The sequence below is a fragment of the Mycobacteroides abscessus ATCC 19977 genome (genome assembly GCF_000069185.1).
GTDB classification, from domain to species: Bacteria; Actinomycetota; Actinomycetes; order Mycobacteriales; family Mycobacteriaceae; genus Mycobacterium; species Mycobacterium abscessus.
In genome coordinates, this window is sequence record NC_010397.1 from 1,813,736 (window position 1) to 1,833,099 (window position 19,364).

Genomic DNA, 19,364 nt, shown 5'->3' on the forward strand with positions numbered 1-19,364 from the left:
CGTCGTATAGCCGGAACTTCGAGGGTGGGAAAGCCCGGAAGGCGGCAGCCTACAAGCGTGACCGTGAGAAGTTTTTGGCGCGAAACAGGCGCTGGCGGGCTGATAATTACGAACGCGAGCTGGAAACGAACCGTAAGTACTACCACGATAACAAGGCTCAAGTTCGGGCCTGGCACAAGCGCTACTACGAAGCTAATAAGGATGCAGCTTTCGCGGCAAGTCAGCGGCGGCGAGCTCGCATGCGGTCCGCTGCTACCGCCCCGTTCTCCATGGACGATCTGCGGATGAAGTGGCGCTACTGGGGTAATAGGTGCTGGATCTGCGGCGGGAATCCCACTGCGACTGATCACGTCAAGCCACTGAGCAAAGGCGGTGCCCATATGCTGTGCAACCTCAGGCCGATCTGCAAACCTTGCAACTCGGCAAAGCATGACAAGTGGCCGTATCAGCGTCCGATACCCGCTGATACTTCCGAAGATGTCGCGAGCTAGCTATGAGTGAACACCCTGACGAACTCATACAGAAGTACGTCGAAGCAATGGATCAAGAACCGGGCTGGCGGGTATCAGATTTCGTGCTCATGGTCGGGTTCGAGAGAGTCCAAGCGGACGGCACCATAGAGCACACTTACGGCGTGCATGAAGGTGAGAACCAATCGCCCTGGGCTACACACGGTTTAGTCGCCAACGGTATAGAACACCTAGAACGAACTGAGTGACTACGGCTGGCTGTTCCAATGGGCTAGGTCTTCATCGTCGATCAGTGTGACGACTATCTGGGCGATCCGCTCATCACTCTCGTCAGTGCCGTAGTCCACGATCCACGCCCAGATGTCGTAGCCGCCGTCGCCGAATCCTGCCGAAAACTGCACCCCGGACCCGTACTTACTGAATAGGTTGTGACCACTACCGATTCCTGGATACTTGGCTGGGGCAAAAGCGGGGTCGGTGATCGCGGCCATGGCCGAGTCGACCGAGACGCCGCCGATGCGTTCCCATCGACCGTTGCGGCCTGGGGCTGGTGTTGGTGGTTCACCCATCCCTCAATTTTACGCCGTTGCAGTCGAAGTCGCGGTGTCTAGGCCCCGCGCGAGGAGAGCGCGCAGGGAACTAGCTCACCGTACCGCGCTCTTTTTTAGATGTATCTGGTGTTGCGTCGAAAAATAGCCCGCTGCCTGCATGTTTCTTTTTTATCCACAACCTAATCGGGGAGGGTTCCCATGGCCTTACATCCATCTGATTGGGCGTGGATCACTATGGCTGCTGGGATCGTCGCCTACGAGATAGCTTGCCCACCCGGGGAACTGCTATCGGACGCCACTGCACGGTACGGGCAGTCCCACATGTTCCTCAGCTCCGCCGTGATCGGGGTAGTGGCCGTTCATCTGCTGCGCACCACCGGACTGCTGCGGTTCATCCCCGAACAGCTCGACCTAATCCATTTGTTGGCTTCACTGAAATGAGAGGACACCGCTATGTGCAGAGTTGAGACCTGGAAGTGTGAGCCGACAGTGGAGACTTCGCGGTGAACATGGCCGACTGGCAGCTGCCGCCACTTGCTCAAGACGGCTGGGGCCTAGCGACCTGGGTAGTAATAGCATTCGTCGTCATGTGTTTCCTCGGCATCCTGTGGACGCTGCAACACTTCGACCTCAAAGCCATCCGGCACCAAACAGAGAACTCCCACGACACCAACCTGCGTGACGACATCGACGAGATACGCGAGATGGTCCGCGACGGAATGGCCGACATCCGCAGCGATATCTCCGGTATCCGAAAAGACATCGGAGGACTGCGCGGAGAGCTGCGCACCGAACGCGAAGAACGCATCGAATCCGACGCCCGCATATGGCGGGGACCCTGGAAGGCTTAGACCCCGCCGTTAGCGCTTACCGCCAATAGAATTGGGGTATGACAGCGGGGCAATGGTTTGGAACCGTTCTTATGATCGTGTTCGGAGTGTGGTTCGTTGGATTCAATATCCTCCTTTGGGTAGGCGACCGCATAGATAAACGGAACCGCGCCGAACTGGCAGACATCAGTCGGGACTTCGACGCGCTAGGCCCAAATCCGAGCCTTGAGGAGATGCAGCCAGCGCTAGATCGTCTCGCCGCCTACCGAATCAGGTTTGAGAACTGGCGCTCGCCCACCAGTAATCCGACCTGAGCCCCCTCGCTTCACAGCCGCCCCCGGCTCCCGTGCTTCCCCCCAGCATGGTTGAGCCGGGGGCTTTTTTGCGTTGTGGACCTGCGGCGATGCTTCCCAGCAACGGGGTGCGGTGGCCCGTAAGGGCTCTCGGTATGCTCTCTAGGCTCGGAGCGAAAACCGTTAGGCTACAGTCTAGGCTACAGTTGGCTTAGGATTTAGTCAGGAAATACGCCCTGAGCAGCGATGGGGCGGTAGCTCAGTTGGTTAGAGCCGTGGACTCATAATCCATTGGTCGCGGGTTCGAGCCCCGCCCGCCCCACTTCATCGGCTGTTTTTGGCGTTTGTAGGGTCCAATCCATCGTTTATTCATCGCTTATGGTGGCGTCTAGCAGGTCTGCGACCTCGTGATGCACCTTGCCCCTGGCCATGTAGCGGTCCTGCGTCATGCTGACTTTCGCGTGTCCGAGCTGATCGGCTCCGACCCGTGCAGACAACCCGTTGTCATCGATCAGGGTGGCCATCGTCTTGCGGAAAGAGTGGGTAGTGACCCCGGGGACGCCCAGGTCGTCGCGTACGGCACGCCACTGTTTCCCGAAGTTGTTCGGGTCGCGCCATGTGCCCGCCGTGGACGGGAAGATCATCAGCTGCTGACCGACGTAATCGCGCCCTTGCCGATGACGAAGCGCAGTGACGGCAAACGAAGGCAGCGCCACCGTGCGCATGCCTGCTGCCGTCTTCGCCTCATCGATCCGCTGCAGACCCGCACCAGTTGCACGGACCAACTTGCCCGTCACTGTGAGGGTGCCTGCATTGGCGTCGAAGTCCGACCACCTCAACGCCAATAACTCGGATCGGCGGAGCCCGGTCGCCATCAGAATGATGAGTGGGTCAGCGAGGTCGTTGCCTGCGCAGTATTCGGATGCTCGGATCTCAGCGAGTAGCGTTCGCAACTGATCAGCGCTCAGGGCTGTTGCGCCCTTTGGCCGTGTCTTGCTTCGCAGCGATTGCACGTCACGTACGGGATTGGCTGGGATCACGTTGGCCATGACCGCAAGCTGGAGGCCACCCTGCAGGATTGTTTTCGCTTGCCTGGCCATCGTTGTGCCGTGGGCGGTACGCATGGACCGTAGGGCCGCGTCCATCCTCGCGGCGTGAGCTTCGCTGACTCGTACGCCGCCGAGGAAGTTTCGGAGTTTGTCCGATGCGAACTTGTACGTAGCGACAGTGGCGGGGGACCGGCCGTCATCTGACAACCGTCCGATGTGTTGATCGACCAGCGCCATCACGAGCGTGTCGTAGCCGATGGTGTCAGTATCAGCTGGAAGCCGACGGTCGGACAGTGCTTCGATGAGCGCATCCTCGGCTAGCTTGCCGTGCTTGTCGAAGTCATCGACCGGACCGCGTCGTTCAACGATTCGTGTGACCCCGTCACTGTCTCGATAGCGGCATCGCGCTACCCAAACGCCGCCGCCGACATACTGTCGGCTGATCTTGCCGTGCTGCCCAATTCGCAGCGGAGGTCGTCCTGCCACAGGTGTTTCTTCCGTTCGTGGTGCTAGCGTGCGTCGAGCACGGCGTCAGCGTCCGACAACAGGGAATTTTCCCATGCCACAACGTCGGACAAGCGGTAGCGGACGTGCCTGCCGAACCGTGCGTAGCGCGGTCCAGTTCGCTTCGTCGCCCACTCCGCTGGAGTCTTCGCCGGTACATTGAGGCGCTCGGCAAGTTCTTTCCTGCTCAGCCAGATCGATTCGTTCGTTTCGCTCATGCAGCCATCGAAACTGGTCCCTGTAATCCCTGGTCGACCGATACTGGCTTCCCTGTAATCGACTCCGGGACAGTGCTTTCCTGATCGTGAAGACACGATCAGGCGGCGATCATCGCCGGGAGAACGATAAGGACCGATCACGGATGGCATCAATGCCCTCACCGCCGAAGCGGAGCATTAACTCATGGCGTAGGACGTACCAATCGGTCTGGGACGAGCACGCGTTGAACTACCGTGCTCATGACGCGTGGTTCCGCGTCTTTGCTTTCGCGGTGGCGAGGGCCGGGGCTAACGGGCATGCACCGTGCCCCCAAGGTGAGATCGCAAAGGTGCTCGGTCGCCCGCGTAACGAAGGTATGTGGATTCCAGCATCTCCCAGTGGTGTTTCGCAGGCAATCTCGCTCGCGAAGGAAAAAGGGTTGTTGCACAACACCTCTCACGCACGGTGCTTGGTTCTCCCTTCGCATGCTTGGGCTGGAGGATTGGGGTCAGCGGTCAGGCAGTGCCCGGTACACGGATAACGCTCGCCACCACATGCGACGTGTGACAAGGCTAAATAGATATAGAACCGGTCGCTGTTTCCGCAGGTAGAAGAAAATTTCCTTTAGGCGGAGCCGCAAGCGGATTGCGGTGCGTCCTTCTGTTCCGCCCGGCGTGGTTTTCGATTGTCCGTCTTGGTCTGGTTGCTGTATCTGCAGGTCGCGGCGATCAGGAGTATTAGGCAATCAGGTACGAAATCTCCTCCCGTGCAATAGAAGACAAAGTCATTCACTGCGTCTACGCTGCGCAAGCAACATCTTTCACCGTCAGCGTGGAGAGGCATAGAGGAAACGAGCAGCCGTGTCTGAATCACGTATACAAGCGTTGGTTATCCGACCTGATCAGGCTTACGAAGTCCGCAAACTTGACGACAAGCCAAGCGCCTACAGAAAGCTGGTCGGCGACACCGATGGGACCTTCGAGGTCGCCAACATCACCATCTGGTGCAGCAACAGGCCGGGCCCGTTCAACTCGATGGCCAGCTTCCTCTGGTGGAAGCTGGAGCCCGCTATCGCCGAACTCGAGCGCCTGGACGGCACTGTCGTCATCACCGGTCTACCCGACGAGGCTGGCTACCCCACGCCCCTCCCTGACAACATCCTGGAGACGTACCGCAACCTGGAAGCCAGCCAACTGCCATGGCGCTTTCCTACCGACGAGGGCGGCGAATCAAGCGACGCTCGGTAGCAACGGATCGGCGACGTACGCGGGGCCGCGACATGCACATGTCAGGTGTGTAGCAGGTTTGCGGCAGGAGGCATGAGCCGAGCTGCGACCGGCTCTCATTGAGCATCGCTTTGCCCCCGAACTGGAAAGTAGGAGCAAAAGTCCTGCCCACCCCAATGACCTAAGGTGTTCCCGAAGCGGATTGAAAATGTAAGCGGTCCATCGAATTCCGCTGGGGAGAGGGGGCCGGATTTGCGTGAGTGTCTGGTGTAACAACGGCTTCAGGGTGCCCCCCCAGGCGACGAAGTAGAGACACTCTAGAGGCAGGAAGTCAATCGTCGAGGTGGTCGGAGCGCATCAGCGTCTTCCTGAGCCCCTTACAGACAAGCCATTCGAGAGCTTCAGTACCGAGAGAATCAGGGCTCGACAGGAGGATGCGGTGCATGACGTCTCGGTCTTGCAGCGCAGGCGGCAGTCCTGGCGGTAGTTCATCGACTGTGTCGAGAAAGGCCGTGACCATCTCGGGCCAATCCGGGCCGCTCCACCAATGCGGCGCAACCAGGTTCGCGAAGGTCACGTACTTCACCAGTACTTCCCTCAGCCCGTCCTCGGAGATCTGGTTTGAAATCCATTCCGCCTTCTTCTGAACCGCGCCGCACCACTCTTCGTAGTACGGTCCTAGCAGGTCAGTGACATCGCGATGGCACAGCTCTGTGCCTTCCCAACGTCCAACGCGCAGCTGACCAGGTTCCGTCAACCGTTGAACGACGCGTTCCAGGTCGAAACCTGATCTGAACTCTTCCAACATGATTCGTGTGACCTTGATGTTGGCCGCGAACATCTCTCCGTCGCTGATTCGCCGTATTCTGTGCGGAGGTCTGTGGATGTGTGCCTCTTCGACGGTTGACCACTGGCCGCGCCAGAAATCGTGGGCTAGCCCGATCGCTATCAACCCGTCAACTTCGTCTGTCGACAATTCCGTCGGCCGGCTCATTGGTCCTCCTTACCTGCGTGAAGATCCTCGGCCAGCACCCGATAGACCGTTGCCCGGCTCACACCGAGTGTGTTCGCGATTGTCAGTACGGGCTCGCCTGCTAGGTGCATACGTTGCGCCAATGCAGCCTTTGCGTTGTCAAGAGCTTTTGGTCGACCGATGTGCTGGCCCCGCGCCCGACGGGACTCTCGTGCCGCAGCTCGGCGCTCTCGACCAAGCTCGAGCTCGAGCTCAGCAAGGCTCGCTAGCACCCCAGCGATCATGCGGCCGGTTGCATTTGAGCTGTCGATGCCTTCACGGAGAGAATGCAACACGATTTCCCGCTCGGCTAGGTCGCGGATGGTGGCCATCACCTCCGCTGCATTCCTACCAAGGCGATCGATGCCAACGACGACGATGCCGTCGCCGGGGCGGGCGTAATCCAGTAGGGCGGCAAGACCTGGACGCTGCTCACGTGTGGAGGTCCCCGACAGTTTGTCTTTGTAGATGCGGTCGGGCCCGACTCCGGCTTCGGTCAGTGCGTCGAGTTGCTGGTCCAGGGACTGATGAGCGGTGGACACTCGCGCGTAGCCCAGCAGTACACCAGTGTCGGCCGTCGTCGATGTGTCCATTTTCCAAGCCTGTCTCAAATCTATCGCACATGCAAGGTTTTGCGACCATTGTTTTGAGGCGAGTTTTGCGACAGCTTGACCTCGGTGTATTTGCGCTGCTGTGATACTCGCCGGTCGCTGTCCGAAACTAAAGATTTGAGACAGAGAGGCAGAGCAGCCTACGAAGCCCGTAGTGCAGTCTGGCTGGTGCCGCCTCATCTGCACTATCCGGAGTTTGTCGAAGCAACCACAGATAGTCCGAGTGGCGATTTGGTGTGCCCAGTTCTCCTAAGGTGATGGTGCTAGATGGCACACGACTACCCCGACGATCACTGTCGAGCGCAGGCGGAAAGAGGTCAACACAGAGTGGATCTGAAGATTGATCATTGGATACGTGGGCAGGACGAGGACGGTGCGGTGTCTTTGGCTCGAACCCTGTGCATGGCCGAGCGAGGGCGCCTCGGACTGCCACTGGATACTGTCGCCATCAGCGGAAGAGTCAAGACAGCCGATGAAGGCATTGATGGGCGCACGAAATTCCCCGAGACGGCTGACACGGACTTCCCGCGAGGGCACAACGTCTGGCAAATCAAGAGCGGAAAGACGGCCCCTTCGGTCTCTAAAGAAATCAATCCGACGAAACACGCGGCGCTCATCGAGGCAATCAAGAACGGCGCTGACTACGTGTTGTTTTGGACCAACGACCCGATCGATAAACAACGAAAGGCAGTCACAACGGCGTTCACAAACGCGGTCAAGAAGATTCGAGCTGACGCTAACGTCGTCACGATTTTTGCCGACGAGATCGAGCAACTCTGCTACCAACATGTTGCTGTACTCGCTCAACATGGGCCGATGCCGATCAGCGGCTTGGTGGGTCTCGAGGTGTGGGCGCGCGGGTTTTCGCCGATTGAATTCGAACCGGACGCGCCACGCCTCGCAGCGATCGACGCTGTCCGCCAACACGTCGCGGTCCGCAACGAACCGAACGCAATTCTCGTCTACGGAGACACCGGCGTTGGCAAAAGTCGCCTTGTCTACGAGGCTCTCGCTCAAGACGGCGTACGTGAACGCGTTCTTGTCGCACGCGACCCAAGCGGATGGAATCAGGGGCTCCTATCTGACATCGCGAACACCCCCGGCAGCTCTCTTATCTTGGTAGTTGACGACTGCGATGCCGACGAGCGGCGCAGGCTCAACAACCTGGTCGGACTGTGCCAAGGCCGCATTAGGCTCATCACGACTGGACCTCGCACGACCCGCGAGCGAGCGATCGAAGACCGTCGCCGGCTCGAACTGCTTCCCCTCGAGGCTCAGGCCAGCAAGAACATCGCGTTGTCGAGGGGGCTCGACGAGCAACAAGCGTCCCTCGTCGCGAGTCTCACTGACGGCTATCCGGGTCTCGCAGATGCGCTTGCTATCGCGCTCGCGAACGGCGGACCAGACTCCACACTGTTGGAGCAAATTCGCGCAGACGATGCTATCGGCCCAGTCTTTGCAACACTGATCAGTGACGACGAAGTTCCCGCCCTTGGGCTGGTGGCTTTATTCGAACGCCTCGGGTTCGAAGGTGACTTGGCACTTGAGTTGCGATTGGCCTGCGAAGTCTTTGACATCGACGAGGCTTCAGTGCGCGGGGTGGCCGACCGAGAATTGCGGCGTTTTGTATCGACTGCCGGACGCTATCGTCGGGTGACCCCGAGAATCTTCGCCGTCTGGCTCGCGGCACGGTTCTTGCAGCTGCGTTCGACCACGATTGCTGACGAGCTCGACAAACTGCCTGAAGTTCTGCGGGAACGGATCGTAGACCAGATGCGACAGTTCGCCGGAGACCCGGTAGTTTCGCGCACCCTTGGGGTGCTTCTGGAGGAAGCCCCTTTTACGGACGGCGCCATAGCTGACGTGGACGATGGCGCCGCTCGACTTTTACACGTCGCGTCCATTGTGGATCCGGCAACTGCGATGCTGACAATCGAACGGATCATGAACGGAGTAACCACCGAGCAACTCGCCTCGGTTCGAAGTGGCCGCCGCGACCTCGTTCAAGCGATCGAGGTGTTGCTCTGGTCTGGTGACCTATTCGAGCGGGCCGCTACTGCAGCTTTGCGACTCGCGATGGCTGAAAACGAGCAGTGGTCGAACAATGCGACCGGCGCGGTTCAGGGCATATACCGAGTCTTCCTTGGCGGAACAGGCGCAGATTACGCACGAAGGATTAGTTGGACACGAGAAGCGCTGAGGGCTCACGGGCAAGCCGCGACACGGATTGTTATTCCCGGCCTCGCATCGGCTTTCGACCCCCACGAAACCCGCTTCGCGACAGACTTTGGTGGCCGAGTGCCGCCGATCGAGTGGCGACCAGCCACGTTCGCGGAAGAGGCTGCTGCACGTATGTCAGCGTGGGAATTGCTAATCGAGATCGCACGTAATGAGTTGGATTCGCGCGATTCGGTTGCACGCTCTCTCGCCCAAGGACTCCGCACTGCGTTGTCGCGCGGCATCCCCACCGAAGCGCTTGCGTCGCTCGGCGAAGTTGAATGGCCTCCGCGCGGGCGCGCAGAACTGATCGAAGCTCTCAATCACGCACGCACATACGACGAGCCAGATCCAGAACTCGACGCCAAAATTTTCGATCGCATCACACATCTAACTGGTGAAGGCATATATCAGCGCGCTGCTTATGTCTTCGCAGCTTCCGTCTGGGAGCTCTCCGAGGACCTCGACGAGCGCGTTGCTGGCCTGCCAGGACCGCTTGTCAATCTCGTTGAGGAAACGGCAGTTGGAGGAGTGGCCGTCTGGCGGCAGATCATCGAAATCGCAAAGGACGGAAACGCGGATACTGCGAGCAGATTCTTTGAAGAGCTTGCGAAGCGGGCCCCTAGCGTTGAGTTCGAGGTTGAGATGGAGACGCTCCCGCAGCCCCCACTTCCGGCGTTAGTGGGTTATCTTCGTGGCCTCGCCATGGTTGATGCGGTAGATCCGGTGGTAGTACTCGAAAGATGGATCACCAGCAAGGACCTGGGAAAGGCGGTACTTCAGGGCATCCACCTGTTACCCGCGACCGATGTGCTTGCCGAGCTCGCGATCAAAGCGGTTAGGCAAGGGTCGGCGCCCGCCGAGGAGGTTGGCCGCTTCCTGTATGGCGGCTGGACTCGTCCGCTCAGCGCCGATGCGGTGGCCGGTCTGCTGGAACTGCTGGTCGAAGCAGCACGGAACCAAATTCGAGATGGCAACGACAACCGCGTGCACCGCACGTTGGATCAAGCTCTTGGCATAGCGGATCAGTGGACTGAAGTCACTCCAGTTCCCCCTGTCGGTTCCCGGCTCAGGTCGGTCTTGACCGATCTACTCACCATCTCGGAAGCAGCAGAAGGCACTCCTGGCGGTTCCACAATGGTGGATCTTCACGTCGGTAACATCCTTCCGCGCCTGGGCCTGACTACCGCGGAACGACTAGAAATGCTGCTGCGACGCCTTCAATCACTGAACTCATTTCCGTCCGATTACGTTCTGAGCGAGCTGGACGAGCTCAGTCGTGCTGAACCGGTCGTGGTGGTGCCAGCGATAGTCGAGTTTTTGGAGGCTAGCGCGGATGGCACCTTTCACCGATGGTCGTTGTGGCTTGACGACGCCAAGGTCCTAAGCCGTATTCAGCGGGTGATCGGGCCCGATCAGCTCCTTCCTCTAGTAGCCGATATCGACGACCCGAAGATCTGGTCTCAACTAATTGGTCATGTCGCGTTTGATACTGACGAGCCCGACCCTTTGCTAGTTGCGATTCTTGGCACGTCCGACGATGCAGAACTGCGTGGAGCGGCGACGGTCCGATTCATGCACCCGCATTCGACCGCGTGGGGACCTGAGTCCGACAATCTCAAAGGTCGACGCGAGACGGCCAGTCAATGGAGTGCCTTGCCTGGACAGCCGCGACTTTTCACCGAATGGCTCGCTGGAGTTGTCGAAGCGCTGGACCAAGCGATCAGTTCGGCGGAGCTGCGCGAAGCCGAGGAACGGTGACAACCATCGAACGCTCGCCATCACCAAGCCATCATTTATCCACCCTCGTATGAGTTCGAGGACACCGCTGGTGGGCGCGATTGCCTCGGTGGTGGCGCGGTTTGCAAGCCACTGATGACTAAGTCGAGGACGAAGCCCCAAGGTGCCATGCTGGTGGGCGGTTACGACAGCTAATTGACTCGGAAACTGCGTGGATCGACCGATGTTGACTGAGAAGATCAGAAGTGTGAGCAGGAACTTGTACTCGGATCGGCACGGCCGCGGAACACCTCAGACTGCCCAGAACCTTTCTTCTACGACGAAGGATGCGCTACTGAACTTCGTGCGATCCCGCGTTGAAGCGAACTGGCTCGCGGAGTCGTTTCCCGAGCATTGCTACGACGGGAACGGCATAACCGGCAGCGATCGCGATGCAGTCGTGTCCTACTTGGGCGCAGTAGTGCCGCAGATCAAATGGCCGTTGTCAGTCAACCGAGACGCCAGCGACGACGCTGTGTTCGATCTCCTTGAAGTAGTAGCGCAGAAGATTTCATTGCCGAAGCGCGCGGAGTGGCATGGCTTCTTCAAGCACCATGAGCTGGAGTTCGACGGAGATGCAGGGAAGATCGATTTCCGCGACGCCGTCAACATGATCCTCAGCGGAGGCGGTTCTGCATTCGCGATGGACATCCGAGGGGAGGTGCAGCGGATCATCCCCGAGGAGGTCGTTCATTCACTCGATTCGCTTCAAGTACCGACGGGCGATGAAGTTCTCGACAATCTACTAGCGGAAGCGCATCGTCTGTACGTGTCGCGCCGTGCAGCGGACCGCTACTTGGCACTAGAGAAGCTATGGGATGGTTTTGAGCGGTTGAAGACAATCGACGGCTGGACCAAATCGACTGGTGCTGATCGGCTTGCCGCGAACGTTGAACCGCCCGAACTGCGCGACTCCGTCAAGGCGGAGATGTTGGAACTAACGCGGATCGGCAACCAGTTCCAGATTCGGCACCATGAAACCGACAAGATCGGTGTCCCGGTCGCGGCTCAGGACTACTTGATGCGACGCATGTCTGCCGTGATTGCTCTCCTCATCGAGGCCCGCGAGCGATCTGTGGGCTAGCACCTGTGCATAGCCGTTGACGGATCGTGAGTGTCAGCGGCCTATGTGCGCGCTTCGCCAATGCCGGACGAGGCAGAAGGCCATCGGTTATTCACCGATAATGGCCGGGAATCGACAGGAATCGTCCGGTGCTCACCGGAGGACGCGACGGTTTATGTGCCTGGTGCGCAAGCGAATCCCGAATCAGTGGGAATAGTCAGGATCCGTGCTCCGGTAATCCCTTGGTCGCGGGTTCGAGCCCCGCCCGCCCTACAAGAGAGACAGGTTTTCAAGGTCACCCATCTTGAGTCGTGGTCTTCATCGTTGTACGGATTGCGCGGTCCAGCAAGCGATGGATGGCAACAGATCCCCCACTGCGGGAGCGTTCGATGATGTCATCCCATCAATGCGCGAGTCCCTCGAAAACAAGAGGCGGAGGACCCGCATAGCGCAAGCGAGGCCTCAAGACCACAGTGTGGTCCGCGGTATAACTGAATGTGGTTATGGAAGTCGGATGCGACTACTTGTCACCTTCAAATTTTGGGCATGAGAAGTGTCGTAGTGAACCATGATTTGCATGTAGTGCACCACCCATCGCGGCCCTCGGCCGTCACCGCTGGGAACACAGTGCCGCATTGGGCGCATCCGAAGTGGGGGTGTTGTGCGCAACCACGGCTGGTCGCTTGTGCGACTTGCAGTGGGAGCGCTTCCGGCTTGAAGTCGACGGTGCCAGATCCATCGTGTTGTTCAATACGATATTTGTCCTCGCGGCTGATCAGGCGCGTGTAGTCAGTTCTGTAAGGCTGAATGGGGACGATCTCGCCCGCAGGCATCAGCTGGGTGACATCGTCCACGCTGAGTCCCTGCCGTGGCACAAATTTGTAGTGCCACCTGCCGCAGAACCCTTTGTCTGAAACAGGGCAGTGATCGAATGCGTTGATGTCGCAGCGCTCGAACACCAGCGTAGAAATTCCGAGGGCAGTTGCCTCATGAGGCTTCGGCAGCGCTTGTGCCCAATAGTCGATCCTTAGTGTGGTACTGAGCGAGGAAATGTGGCCCCACCACTGTGGACGTCTTTCGGCCGTGGTGAACCACAGCGGGTGCCATCCAGCGTTGGCGGACCTCCGAGTACGAGACTTAGCCGCAGCCAAGTGGAGCGCTGATCTCTGTACTTCCACTCCTATATTTACTGTCGCGGTGATTGCTGCGTCCAGGCGCGTGCCGTTGCCTGTAGATAGTTCGCGGGTCACTGCGTAGCCAGCCGATTCAGCGGCTCGAACAAAGTAGTCAGTCTGCCTACGATGCTCGTCGCTCATGGTGGCGATGCGGTGCGGGCCGTGGGCGTGTCCGCTGAAATGGGAGGCAAAATAGTTGCCCTTGGAACTGCGCTTGACGTACAGGCTGGCCTCTTCTGGTCTAGCCCCGAGACACAGTAGTTGCGGCTCGTCATCTCGACGGATTTGCCCCTGCAGCGCAATGACAGACTGATAGTCATCGGAGCTGAGCTTAGCCAGGTCGATCTCTCGGTTCTCGCGGACGAGGAGCGCACGTGTCGTCATGTGGGCGGTCCTCCTCGCCATGCACGTGAAACGGTCTGATGTCGTAGATCATTGCACTGGAGAGTGACAAACGAGATCAGAATCTGTAAGCCCTCGGAAACTCCTGCGGTCCGTGTTGCGGGTTGTCCCATTTTTTGAGAAAGGGCGGTGCCCCAATACCGTCTCGACCGTTGCCGGTCATTCGGGGTTCGAGATGGGCTAGTCAAACATTTCCTTCTGCTTTTCCGTCGCCGCTTCACGTGCGGATTGGTACATCGCTTCGATGCTGAAAGCCTCAACTTTTTCAACTGTTCGCCACTCCCAGGCGAGCCACGTCCCGACAATGAGTGCGCTTATCTGCCAAACGGCTGGCATCGGTAGGGCGACAACGCTCAAAAACCAAAGAAGCAGAGGCGCGCACCCTAGGTCGCGGATCACCCGTTTACGTCTGTCCGCACTGTTACTTGCTGTGATCCGTGACGCCTCTTCCATCTGGTGTCCCTTGGTGATCGCCACCAGCTTCCTCATGTGCCGCAGCCGGTCCCAGAAGACCAGGACGAGTGTGGCCCACACGCCAACCGTGACCGCCAGCGCGATCCAAGCTTCGGCCCCGTAGTCGTTCCAGTCGACTTGGAATGGGTTTAGCTCAGTTTCACGAACTTGCTGGTCGGCAGTGATCGCCCATATGACGGCTGCGGGCACCGCCGGAATGAGCAGCGATTCGGCGGATGTGAGCCAATCAAGCCGCCGCCGGTACTTCTCGACGATGGCAGGCCCGTCTGTGTGCGATTTCATTGTTCGACGTTTCACGGTACGCCGTCGTTCCAGCAGGCCGAGGCTTTACATCGTTAACAGCGGCCTTAATAGGAAAATAGATCCGGCAGGCCCGATTCACTGCAGCCTGGCGGCGTCACCGGATCGCGAACTAGATCTGCGTTGTGGCATTTGTGGTGTGACGGGATTCGGCGGGTTACCCGGGCGCTTTCACGTGCTGCGTCTAGGCTGCGGCCTGTGGTCAGCGCGGAACCAGCAGATGCCGAGGCGTCGACAGCCGAGGCAGCGGATATAGATGAGACCCCGTTTATTGGTGTTGAGGAACCTGCCGGGTACCTGTATCACTACACCAGCGCTGCGGGGTTGATTGGCATCGTGGACAGCCGACGCAACGAGATAGCTTCCCGCCAACTGACCTTTTTCGCATCGGATCTGCTGTTGATGAACGACATCTCCGAACTCGCGTTCGGCTTAGGGATCGTGCGCGAGCACGCCGAGCTTATTGCGCAAGGCGAAGAGTCGATCAAGGCCATCTCGGACTGGTTGTCGACGGTGGATAAGTATCTTAAGGCGCCGACCCTTGATTCGCTTCGCCTGGAGCCACGTCCATCCGTGTGTGCGGCTAGCTTTACGACTAGCGACGATCTCTTGAGTCAGTGGGTCACATATGGAGCGGGCGGTGGGTTCGCTCTCGGGCTGGACTCCCGGACCTTGAGCAAGGGCAAGTACACCGGTCACAACGTCAGGACCGGCGAATCGCACGCGTTCAGGTCCGCCCTGATGCGCGTCTACTACGGCGATGAGGCGCGAAGCAGAATCAAAGAGATTCCGCTCTTCACCGGGCCAGGCACACTCGGACTGCCGATCCTTACGATCCTGCAGTCCTTGGTTTCGGGATTTGAGGCCCTCAGTGACTGGTCCAAAGACCCTCAGAAAAGAAAGCCTGCCAACGTTGTTGAACATGCTTCGACAGCCGTCGGGATCGGATTCGCAGCGCAGTCCAAACACGATGCGTTCGCGGCAGAGAAGGAGTGGCGTCTGCTTGTAGGTGGCGAGAGCCTCGGAGACCTCGTGAAGCTACTTAGCGGGCATTATCCGCCGAACTTTCGCACCTCCGGAACTCGGCTGCTGCCTTATCGGCCGATCACGATCACCGCGACAGACGGCCAGCCTGTAATCCGCGACCTGATCGTTGGCCCGGCACCGGATCAAGTGCAGCATGTTCATGCAGCGCAACAGCTACTTATCGCTAACGGTCACGACCCGAGCGTCGTGCGGGCATCGCCGATTCCGTATAGGGGTTGGTGATCGTGCTATTCAGTGCACCGACGACATCGAGACAGTTCCTGTCGCGCCGACGCGGCAGCACTTGCAACGAAAGATGTTGCAAACCATCATCTTCGGGTGAATGTGTATTCCTGCGCCGTGACATGGCGGGTCGAATTCTGCCTGTCTGGTGGCTCGGTCCAGCAGTTGGGCCGCGCGTTGAGCTGGGGGATTGCCTGTAGCCGCCAATGGCGGCGAGACACAGGAATGCCGTCGAACCTCTTGCACGGGTTGTCGGCCAGCTCGCGGACGCTTTGCCATTCCAACTTGGCGCTACCAATACAAGAAAAACGGCACTGAATAAGTCAGTTCAGCACCACCACCAAGGAGCAATCCGAATCTAATTTCCGTATGCAGAGTAGTTGTCTATCAAATCTTGAATCGACGAATCTAGCTGGGCTGAGCGTTGGGTAAGCGAACCCCGTTTGTAGGCTGCGACTAGAACGCCCTGGCGCCATCGACGTTCACGCTCATCCCGCGACCGGTCGCATCGTTCGTAAATGTGGTGCCCTCACTGGTCGGCGTGATGGTCCAACCTAGAGCGTGATAGAGCGTTCCGTAATTCAAAGTGTGGGTTTGCAGCTGGCCCCCGTCGCCGACTGTCCAATCCATGATCCCGCCGGACGTGATCATCACCACGTTGGTTGGCACGCCGTATCGAATTGGTGTGCGCCCAACGAATCTCACGATGCACGAGACGGTATTTACCGTGACCTGGCAGGCGGTCTTGCCCGATTTGGTGCTCACATACACCGAGTCGCCCGTGGCCGACAGCTCGATGGGCGTGGGGGGTCGGCTTTGCGTTGGTGGCGGCGGTAGCACGACAGCGGACGTCGGTGCTGGCGGGGAGGCGATCAACACCGTGCTCGTCGTAACGGGTGTCTTGCCTCGTTCCTGACGGAGGAAGACGAACGCCCCTCCTGCCGCGAGTCCCGCAACCGCGGCTGTCGCCGCAAATATGGCGCCGCTGATTAGCCAATTGCGCCGCACGGGATCCTCGTACGGATCAATGTCGTCAATTTCGTCTGAGTCGGACCAAGCAGCCGGGGTGATTTCCACGACGCCCGTTTCAGCTAGGGCGGTTGGTGACGCCCTTGTCGGCTCTTGTTCGTCTTCGTCGTCTTCGGCACTCACGGACTATCAATCCTCCATAACTGCCTGCTGACCAGCGAATTCTACGCCGCATCAAGATCGCGTCGCATCCGTTTCGTAGCCCGAATTCTGAGTCCCGCCTAGTTGCTGATTTTCTTGAAGATTGATGGAACCGGATCGCTCCCTGCATCGTCGTATCTAGATGAATGCCAGTTGTGACGACGAAACGCGAGGTCAGCGGTGAGTGTTCGGGACTATCAGTTCGATATGGCCGGGATGAGCCCTGAGGATCGTGAGCGCGCTGCCACGGGAGCACAGGGGATCTTGCACATGGAAGAAGGCGCCGGCAAGACCATGGCACAGAAGCTCCTAGTTGTGCGTGATTCGCTGAACGATGCACTGAAAGCAGCCGAGCGTGCTCAAGAGGTGGCGGGGTTCGGAGAGTTGCAAACCGGTTATGACGTCACCAAGTTTTATAAGGACCAGTCGACGGAGGCACGCGCCAAAATCACGGCTGATAGGGATGCAGTGCAGAAGCAGATTGACCATTTCCTGGCGATGGAGCTGCTGTACAAGAACCAGGACGATTACAACGCTGGCAACTTCGGCGCGTACCAAGCGAGCGTTGTTTACTGATGCGCTGGCCCATGTCGTTGCCCGTAGCCGCCTGCATAGTTGCGTTGACCGCCGCAGGGTGCACCGACACCACCGGGGGCATCGCGAAAACTGATTCACCCGCGAGCAATCAATCAGTCTCAGCCTCGGCTTCGACGCCCGTCACCAATACGTTGCCGGGCCCGCACCCAGCCCCGACGGACAACAACAACGGGACGAGCTTTGATCCCTGCCTTGCGTATTCAGCAGATGAACTGCGGGCATGGGGCGTGAAGCCGGGTTCGGTTGAAGACCTCGCCAACACGCCCTCGCTGCAGCGGGGCTGCGCCTGGTCCGGGGATGGATGGGACGTACAGCAGACAGTGCTCAACCGCCCCGTTACTGAGTACCTCAACCAGGACCTGTTCCCTGGATCCGAACAAGTGACCGTTGAAGGGCTCACCGCGGTGCGATGGCGCGATGAAGTTGACCCACAGCGTGTCTGCTATGTAGAGCTCCCCGCGCAAAAAGCTTCCGTGGGAACGATCGTTGGCGTACGCGATCCAAAGGCGCAGAAAGTGATTCCCGACGCCTGCACCAAGGCGATGAGCATCGCAACAGATACAGCCAAGAAGCTGCCCAAGTAGGGCCTGAACAGGGGAGACGATTTTCATGGCTGACGATGGATGGCAGAGCCGTTCTCATGCTGACATTGTCGGGAAGCTAGGTGCGCTGAAGGCGGACAACGCGTTCACCCTGGCCAACACATGGAGCGATGTATACACGAAGCTCTCTGATGCAGCCGTCTCATACGGCAATGCGAAATCCAAACTGGCAGAGCCTGATTTCTGGACGGGCAAGGGGCCAGAGGCTGCGCTCGATGAGATGACTACCAAGGAACGCGAACTCACTTCGGAGAGTGGGACGTCCGCCAAAGCGGGCAAGATGAGTACAGCCTTGTTCCAGGACGGAGAGGTGCTCTCGCAGTCTTCGCGGGTCGCGCAGGCGTATCCGGTGCCGCCCGATGACACCGATGCTGATTCCAAAAAGAAGCTGCTGGAGGCGGTTAGAGCTGAGGCACAGCGGCTTTACACCTCGCCGTTGGAGGCCGACCGGCCCAAGTTCACGGAAGACTCGAATACCACTGCCAGTGGCCCTATGCCTGCTGGGCCTGGTGGCAATAACGGCGGCGGTGGTGGTTCTGGTTCGGGCGGTTCCGGCAGCGGTACTCAAACCCCGCCGTCATCCTCGGACGGCTTGGCCAGCAAGGACACCAAACCGCAACTGGCCGGTGGTGAGGGTCAGCAGGCTGGCGCAGGTCAAGGACAGGGCGGCCAGGGCAGTGGTTCCGGTGGAGGCACCCCGGGTGGTGGTCAGGGCGCGGGTTCTGGTGGTGCTGGTTCTGGTTTGGGTTCTGGCTCGGGTGGTTCTGGCCTGCCGATCGGTAGCACGACTGCCGCTGGGTTCTCGCCGTCGTCGACGAGTACGGGTGTCGGTGGGTCAGGTTCAGGTGTGGGAGGACCTAGCGGGCTGAGCGCGCTGCGCGGTGGGGCGGGCTTGCCGGGCGGTGCCGCAGCTGGTGCTGGCGGTGGTGGCGTGAATCCCGCTGGTGTGGGTGCTGCCGGTGTACGTGGCATGGGCCCCATGGGAATGATGGGCGGCGCCGGTGGGCACGGTCGTGGGGGCAAGGATGAAGACGATGACGACCATGCGACGCCGCAGATCCTGATCAATTACGACAACACCGACGAGTTCATGGGCGACATGCCAGCAGCTTCACCGGGGGTTATCGGTGACTGGTCCGAGCAGGAGAAAGCCGAAAAGGCCGCGCGGGAACGAGAAGTGCGCCGCTACAAAGCCCTTGGCTGGGACGTGAAGTTCGAGTGACCACGGCCGGTGTGCCGGAAAGGGTACGGCGATGAGTGAGACCTTCAATGTGAGGCCCGAAGATCTTCACCGGCACGGTGAGTCGATTCTTGACGCGGTGAAGATCTCCCGCGACGAGCATGCGGGCCATCACGATCAGATCGAGGAGGCCTCTTCCGGTTGGATCGGTAAATCGGCCTCTGCCCTCGTGGATCTACACAAAGCATGGGTTGACCAGCGTGCGACGCTGCATCACCAACTCAGCCAAGTTGGTATCGGTATGCAGGAAGACGCCAAGACGTTCGCGGCCATGGAGGAGCAGAACCGTGGCTCGATCGGTAAGGCGAGTCCCGCAAATGGGGGAGCTTAGG

20 protein-coding genes and 1 tRNA gene are annotated in these 19,364 nt (G+C 59.2%); 13 read left to right on the forward strand and 8 right to left on the reverse strand.

What is annotated here, in order from left to right:
• Nucleotides 1–284 precede the first annotated feature (284 nt).
• Complete coding sequence (locus tag MAB_RS25480; RefSeq protein WP_225580851.1) at nucleotides 285–491, forward strand: HNH endonuclease; 207 nt, start codon at nucleotides 285–287, stop codon at nucleotides 489–491.
• 2 nt (nucleotides 492–493) lie between these two features.
• A complete protein-coding gene (locus tag MAB_RS25510) occupies nucleotides 494–718 on the forward strand; it encodes a DUF7213 family protein (RefSeq protein WP_012296477.1) in 225 nt (74 codons plus the stop codon).
• Here the strand turns inward: MAB_RS25510 and MAB_RS09280 are convergent, their stop codons facing one another.
• On the reverse strand, nucleotides 719–1,039 hold the full coding sequence (locus MAB_RS09280; RefSeq protein ID WP_005110331.1) for a hypothetical protein: 321 nt from the start codon (nucleotides 1,037–1,039) through the stop codon (nucleotides 719–721). It abuts the gene before it with no gap.
• Nucleotides 1,040–1,219: 180 nt separating this feature from the next.
• Here MAB_RS09280 and MAB_RS09285 point away from each other — a divergent pair, with 180 nt between their 5' ends.
• From MAB_RS09285 to MAB_RS09295, 3 genes are all read left to right on the forward strand, one after another.
• Nucleotides 1,220–1,462 carry a DUF7427 family protein gene (locus MAB_RS09285; protein ID WP_012296478.1) on the forward strand — a complete coding sequence of 81 codons (243 nt, stop codon included), beginning with the start codon at nucleotides 1,220–1,222 and terminating at the stop codon, nucleotides 1,460–1,462.
• 62 nt (nucleotides 1,463–1,524) lie between these two features.
• Nucleotides 1,525–1,872 carry a DUF2746 domain-containing protein gene (locus tag MAB_RS09290; RefSeq protein ID WP_005110332.1) on the forward strand — a complete coding sequence of 116 codons (348 nt, stop codon included), beginning with the start codon at nucleotides 1,525–1,527 and terminating at the stop codon, nucleotides 1,870–1,872.
• Between the two features lie 520 nt (nucleotides 1,873–2,392).
• Nucleotides 2,393–2,466 (forward strand) — tRNA-Ile (locus tag MAB_RS09295).
• Between the two features lie 43 nt (nucleotides 2,467–2,509).
• On the opposite strand, the gene MAB_RS09300 is transcribed toward MAB_RS09295, so the two are convergent.
• Complete coding sequence (locus MAB_RS09300; protein ID WP_005110336.1) at nucleotides 2,510–3,679, reverse strand: site-specific integrase; 1,170 nt, start codon at nucleotides 3,677–3,679, stop codon at nucleotides 2,510–2,512.
• A 23-nt stretch (nucleotides 3,680–3,702) separates the two neighbouring features.
• Nucleotides 3,703–3,915 carry a helix-turn-helix transcriptional regulator gene (locus MAB_RS09305; RefSeq protein WP_005110337.1) on the reverse strand — a complete coding sequence of 71 codons (213 nt, stop codon included), beginning with the start codon at nucleotides 3,913–3,915 and terminating at the stop codon, nucleotides 3,703–3,705.
• 840 nt (nucleotides 3,916–4,755) lie between these two features.
• On the opposite strand from MAB_RS09305, the gene MAB_RS09310 reads away from it, so the two are divergent.
• Complete coding sequence (locus MAB_RS09310) at nucleotides 4,756–5,142, forward strand: DUF3846 domain-containing protein (RefSeq protein ID WP_005110339.1); 387 nt, start codon at nucleotides 4,756–4,758, stop codon at nucleotides 5,140–5,142.
• 310 nt (nucleotides 5,143–5,452) lie between these two features.
• On the opposite strand, the gene MAB_RS09315 is transcribed toward MAB_RS09310, so the two are convergent.
• Entirely contained in the window at nucleotides 5,453–6,115 is a 663-nt protein-coding gene (locus MAB_RS09315; RefSeq protein ID WP_005110342.1) for a hypothetical protein, read from the reverse strand.
• Complete coding sequence (locus MAB_RS09320; protein ID WP_005110344.1) at nucleotides 6,112–6,726, reverse strand: recombinase family protein; 615 nt, start codon at nucleotides 6,724–6,726, stop codon at nucleotides 6,112–6,114. Before MAB_RS09320 ends, MAB_RS09315 begins: the two co-directional genes overlap by 4 nt.
• Nucleotides 6,727–7,011: 285 nt before the next feature.
• Here MAB_RS09320 and MAB_RS09325 point away from each other — a divergent pair, with 285 nt between their 5' ends.
• Together MAB_RS09325 and MAB_RS09330 are read left to right on the forward strand one after the other, a co-directional pair.
• Nucleotides 7,012–10,722: a hypothetical protein gene (locus tag MAB_RS09325; RefSeq protein ID WP_005110345.1), complete on the forward strand. Its 3,711-nt coding sequence runs from the start codon at nucleotides 7,012–7,014 to the stop codon at nucleotides 10,720–10,722.
• A 202-nt stretch (nucleotides 10,723–10,924) separates the two neighbouring features.
• Entirely contained in the window at nucleotides 10,925–11,824 is a 900-nt protein-coding gene (locus MAB_RS09330) for a hypothetical protein (RefSeq protein WP_005115857.1), read from the forward strand.
• Nucleotides 11,825–12,336: 512 nt separating this feature from the next.
• Here the strand turns inward: MAB_RS09330 and MAB_RS25180 are convergent.
• Nucleotides 12,337–13,362, reverse strand: a complete 1,026-nt coding sequence (locus MAB_RS25180; protein WP_005125064.1) for a hypothetical protein — start codon at nucleotides 13,360–13,362, stop codon at nucleotides 12,337–12,339.
• 198 nt (nucleotides 13,363–13,560) lie between these two features.
• The gene (locus tag MAB_RS09340) at nucleotides 13,561–14,136 is read right to left on the reverse strand and encodes a hypothetical protein (RefSeq protein WP_005110349.1); all 576 of its coding nucleotides are present in this window, start codon (nucleotides 14,134–14,136) and stop codon (nucleotides 13,561–13,563) included.
• Nucleotides 14,137–14,352: 216 nt separating this feature from the next.
• Between MAB_RS09340 and MAB_RS09345 the strand changes: the two genes are divergently transcribed.
• A complete protein-coding gene (locus MAB_RS09345; protein WP_005110351.1) occupies nucleotides 14,353–15,423 on the forward strand; it encodes a DUF2971 domain-containing protein in 1,071 nt (356 codons plus the stop codon).
• 456 nt (nucleotides 15,424–15,879) lie between these two features.
• On the opposite strand, the gene MAB_RS09350 is transcribed toward MAB_RS09345, so the two are convergent.
• On the reverse strand, nucleotides 15,880–16,575 hold the full coding sequence (locus tag MAB_RS09350) for a hypothetical protein (protein WP_005110353.1): 696 nt from the start codon (nucleotides 16,573–16,575) through the stop codon (nucleotides 15,880–15,882).
• A 198-nt stretch (nucleotides 16,576–16,773) separates the two neighbouring features.
• On the opposite strand from MAB_RS09350, the gene MAB_RS09355 reads away from it, so the two are divergent.
• From MAB_RS09355 to MAB_RS09370, 4 genes are read left to right on the forward strand one after another with little or no spacing between them, the layout of a single operon-like run.
• Nucleotides 16,774–17,169 (forward strand): hypothetical protein, encoded by a 396-nt coding sequence (locus MAB_RS09355; protein ID WP_005110354.1) that lies wholly within the window; start codon nucleotides 16,774–16,776, stop codon nucleotides 17,167–17,169.
• Entirely contained in the window at nucleotides 17,169–17,774 is a 606-nt protein-coding gene (locus tag MAB_RS09360) for a DUF3558 family protein (protein WP_012296481.1), read from the forward strand. The genes MAB_RS09355 and MAB_RS09360 overlap by 1 nt, the downstream gene beginning before the upstream one ends.
• Before the next feature lie 25 nt (nucleotides 17,775–17,799).
• Nucleotides 17,800–19,014 (forward strand): hypothetical protein, encoded by a 1,215-nt coding sequence (locus tag MAB_RS09365; protein ID WP_005110359.1) that lies wholly within the window; start codon nucleotides 17,800–17,802, stop codon nucleotides 19,012–19,014.
• Between the two features lie 31 nt (nucleotides 19,015–19,045).
• The gene (locus tag MAB_RS09370; RefSeq protein ID WP_005110361.1) at nucleotides 19,046–19,363 is read left to right on the forward strand and encodes a hypothetical protein; all 318 of its coding nucleotides are present in this window, start codon (nucleotides 19,046–19,048) and stop codon (nucleotides 19,361–19,363) included.
• The last annotated feature ends 1 nt before the right edge of the window (nucleotide 19,364 follow it).

Bases quoted from the DNA above. Each gene is read 5' to 3' on its own strand.
- MAB_RS25480 (WP_225580851.1), top strand. From the start codon at position 285: ATGAAGTGGCGCTACTGGGGTAATAGGTGCTGGATCTGCGGCGGGAAT.
- MAB_RS25510 (WP_012296477.1), top strand. From the start codon at position 494: ATGAGTGAACACCCTGACGAACTCATACAGAAGTACGTCGAAGCAATG.
- MAB_RS09280 (WP_005110331.1), bottom strand. From the start codon at position 1,039: ATGGGTGAACCACCAACACCAGCCCCAGGCCGCAACGGTCGATGGGAA.
- MAB_RS09285 (WP_012296478.1), top strand. From the start codon at position 1,220: ATGGCCTTACATCCATCTGATTGGGCGTGGATCACTATGGCTGCTGGG.
- MAB_RS09305 (WP_005110337.1), bottom strand. From the start codon at position 3,915: ATGAGCGAAACGAACGAATCGATCTGGCTGAGCAGGAAAGAACTTGCC.
- MAB_RS09315 (WP_005110342.1), bottom strand. From the start codon at position 6,115: ATGAGCCGGCCGACGGAATTGTCGACAGACGAAGTTGACGGGTTGATA.
- MAB_RS09320 (WP_005110344.1), bottom strand. From the start codon at position 6,726: ATGGACACATCGACGACGGCCGACACTGGTGTACTGCTGGGCTACGCG.
- MAB_RS09325 (WP_005110345.1), top strand. From the start codon at position 7,012: ATGGCACACGACTACCCCGACGATCACTGTCGAGCGCAGGCGGAAAGA.
- MAB_RS09330 (WP_005115857.1), top strand. From the start codon at position 10,925: ATGTTGACTGAGAAGATCAGAAGTGTGAGCAGGAACTTGTACTCGGAT.
- MAB_RS25180 (WP_005125064.1), bottom strand. From the start codon at position 13,362: ATGACGACACGTGCGCTCCTCGTCCGCGAGAACCGAGAGATCGACCTG.
- MAB_RS09340 (WP_005110349.1), bottom strand. From the start codon at position 14,136: ATGAAATCGCACACAGACGGGCCTGCCATCGTCGAGAAGTACCGGCGG.
- MAB_RS09360 (WP_012296481.1), top strand. From the start codon at position 17,169: ATGCGCTGGCCCATGTCGTTGCCCGTAGCCGCCTGCATAGTTGCGTTG.
- MAB_RS09365 (WP_005110359.1), top strand. From the start codon at position 17,800: ATGGCTGACGATGGATGGCAGAGCCGTTCTCATGCTGACATTGTCGGG.
- MAB_RS09370 (WP_005110361.1), top strand. From the start codon at position 19,046: ATGAGTGAGACCTTCAATGTGAGGCCCGAAGATCTTCACCGGCACGGT.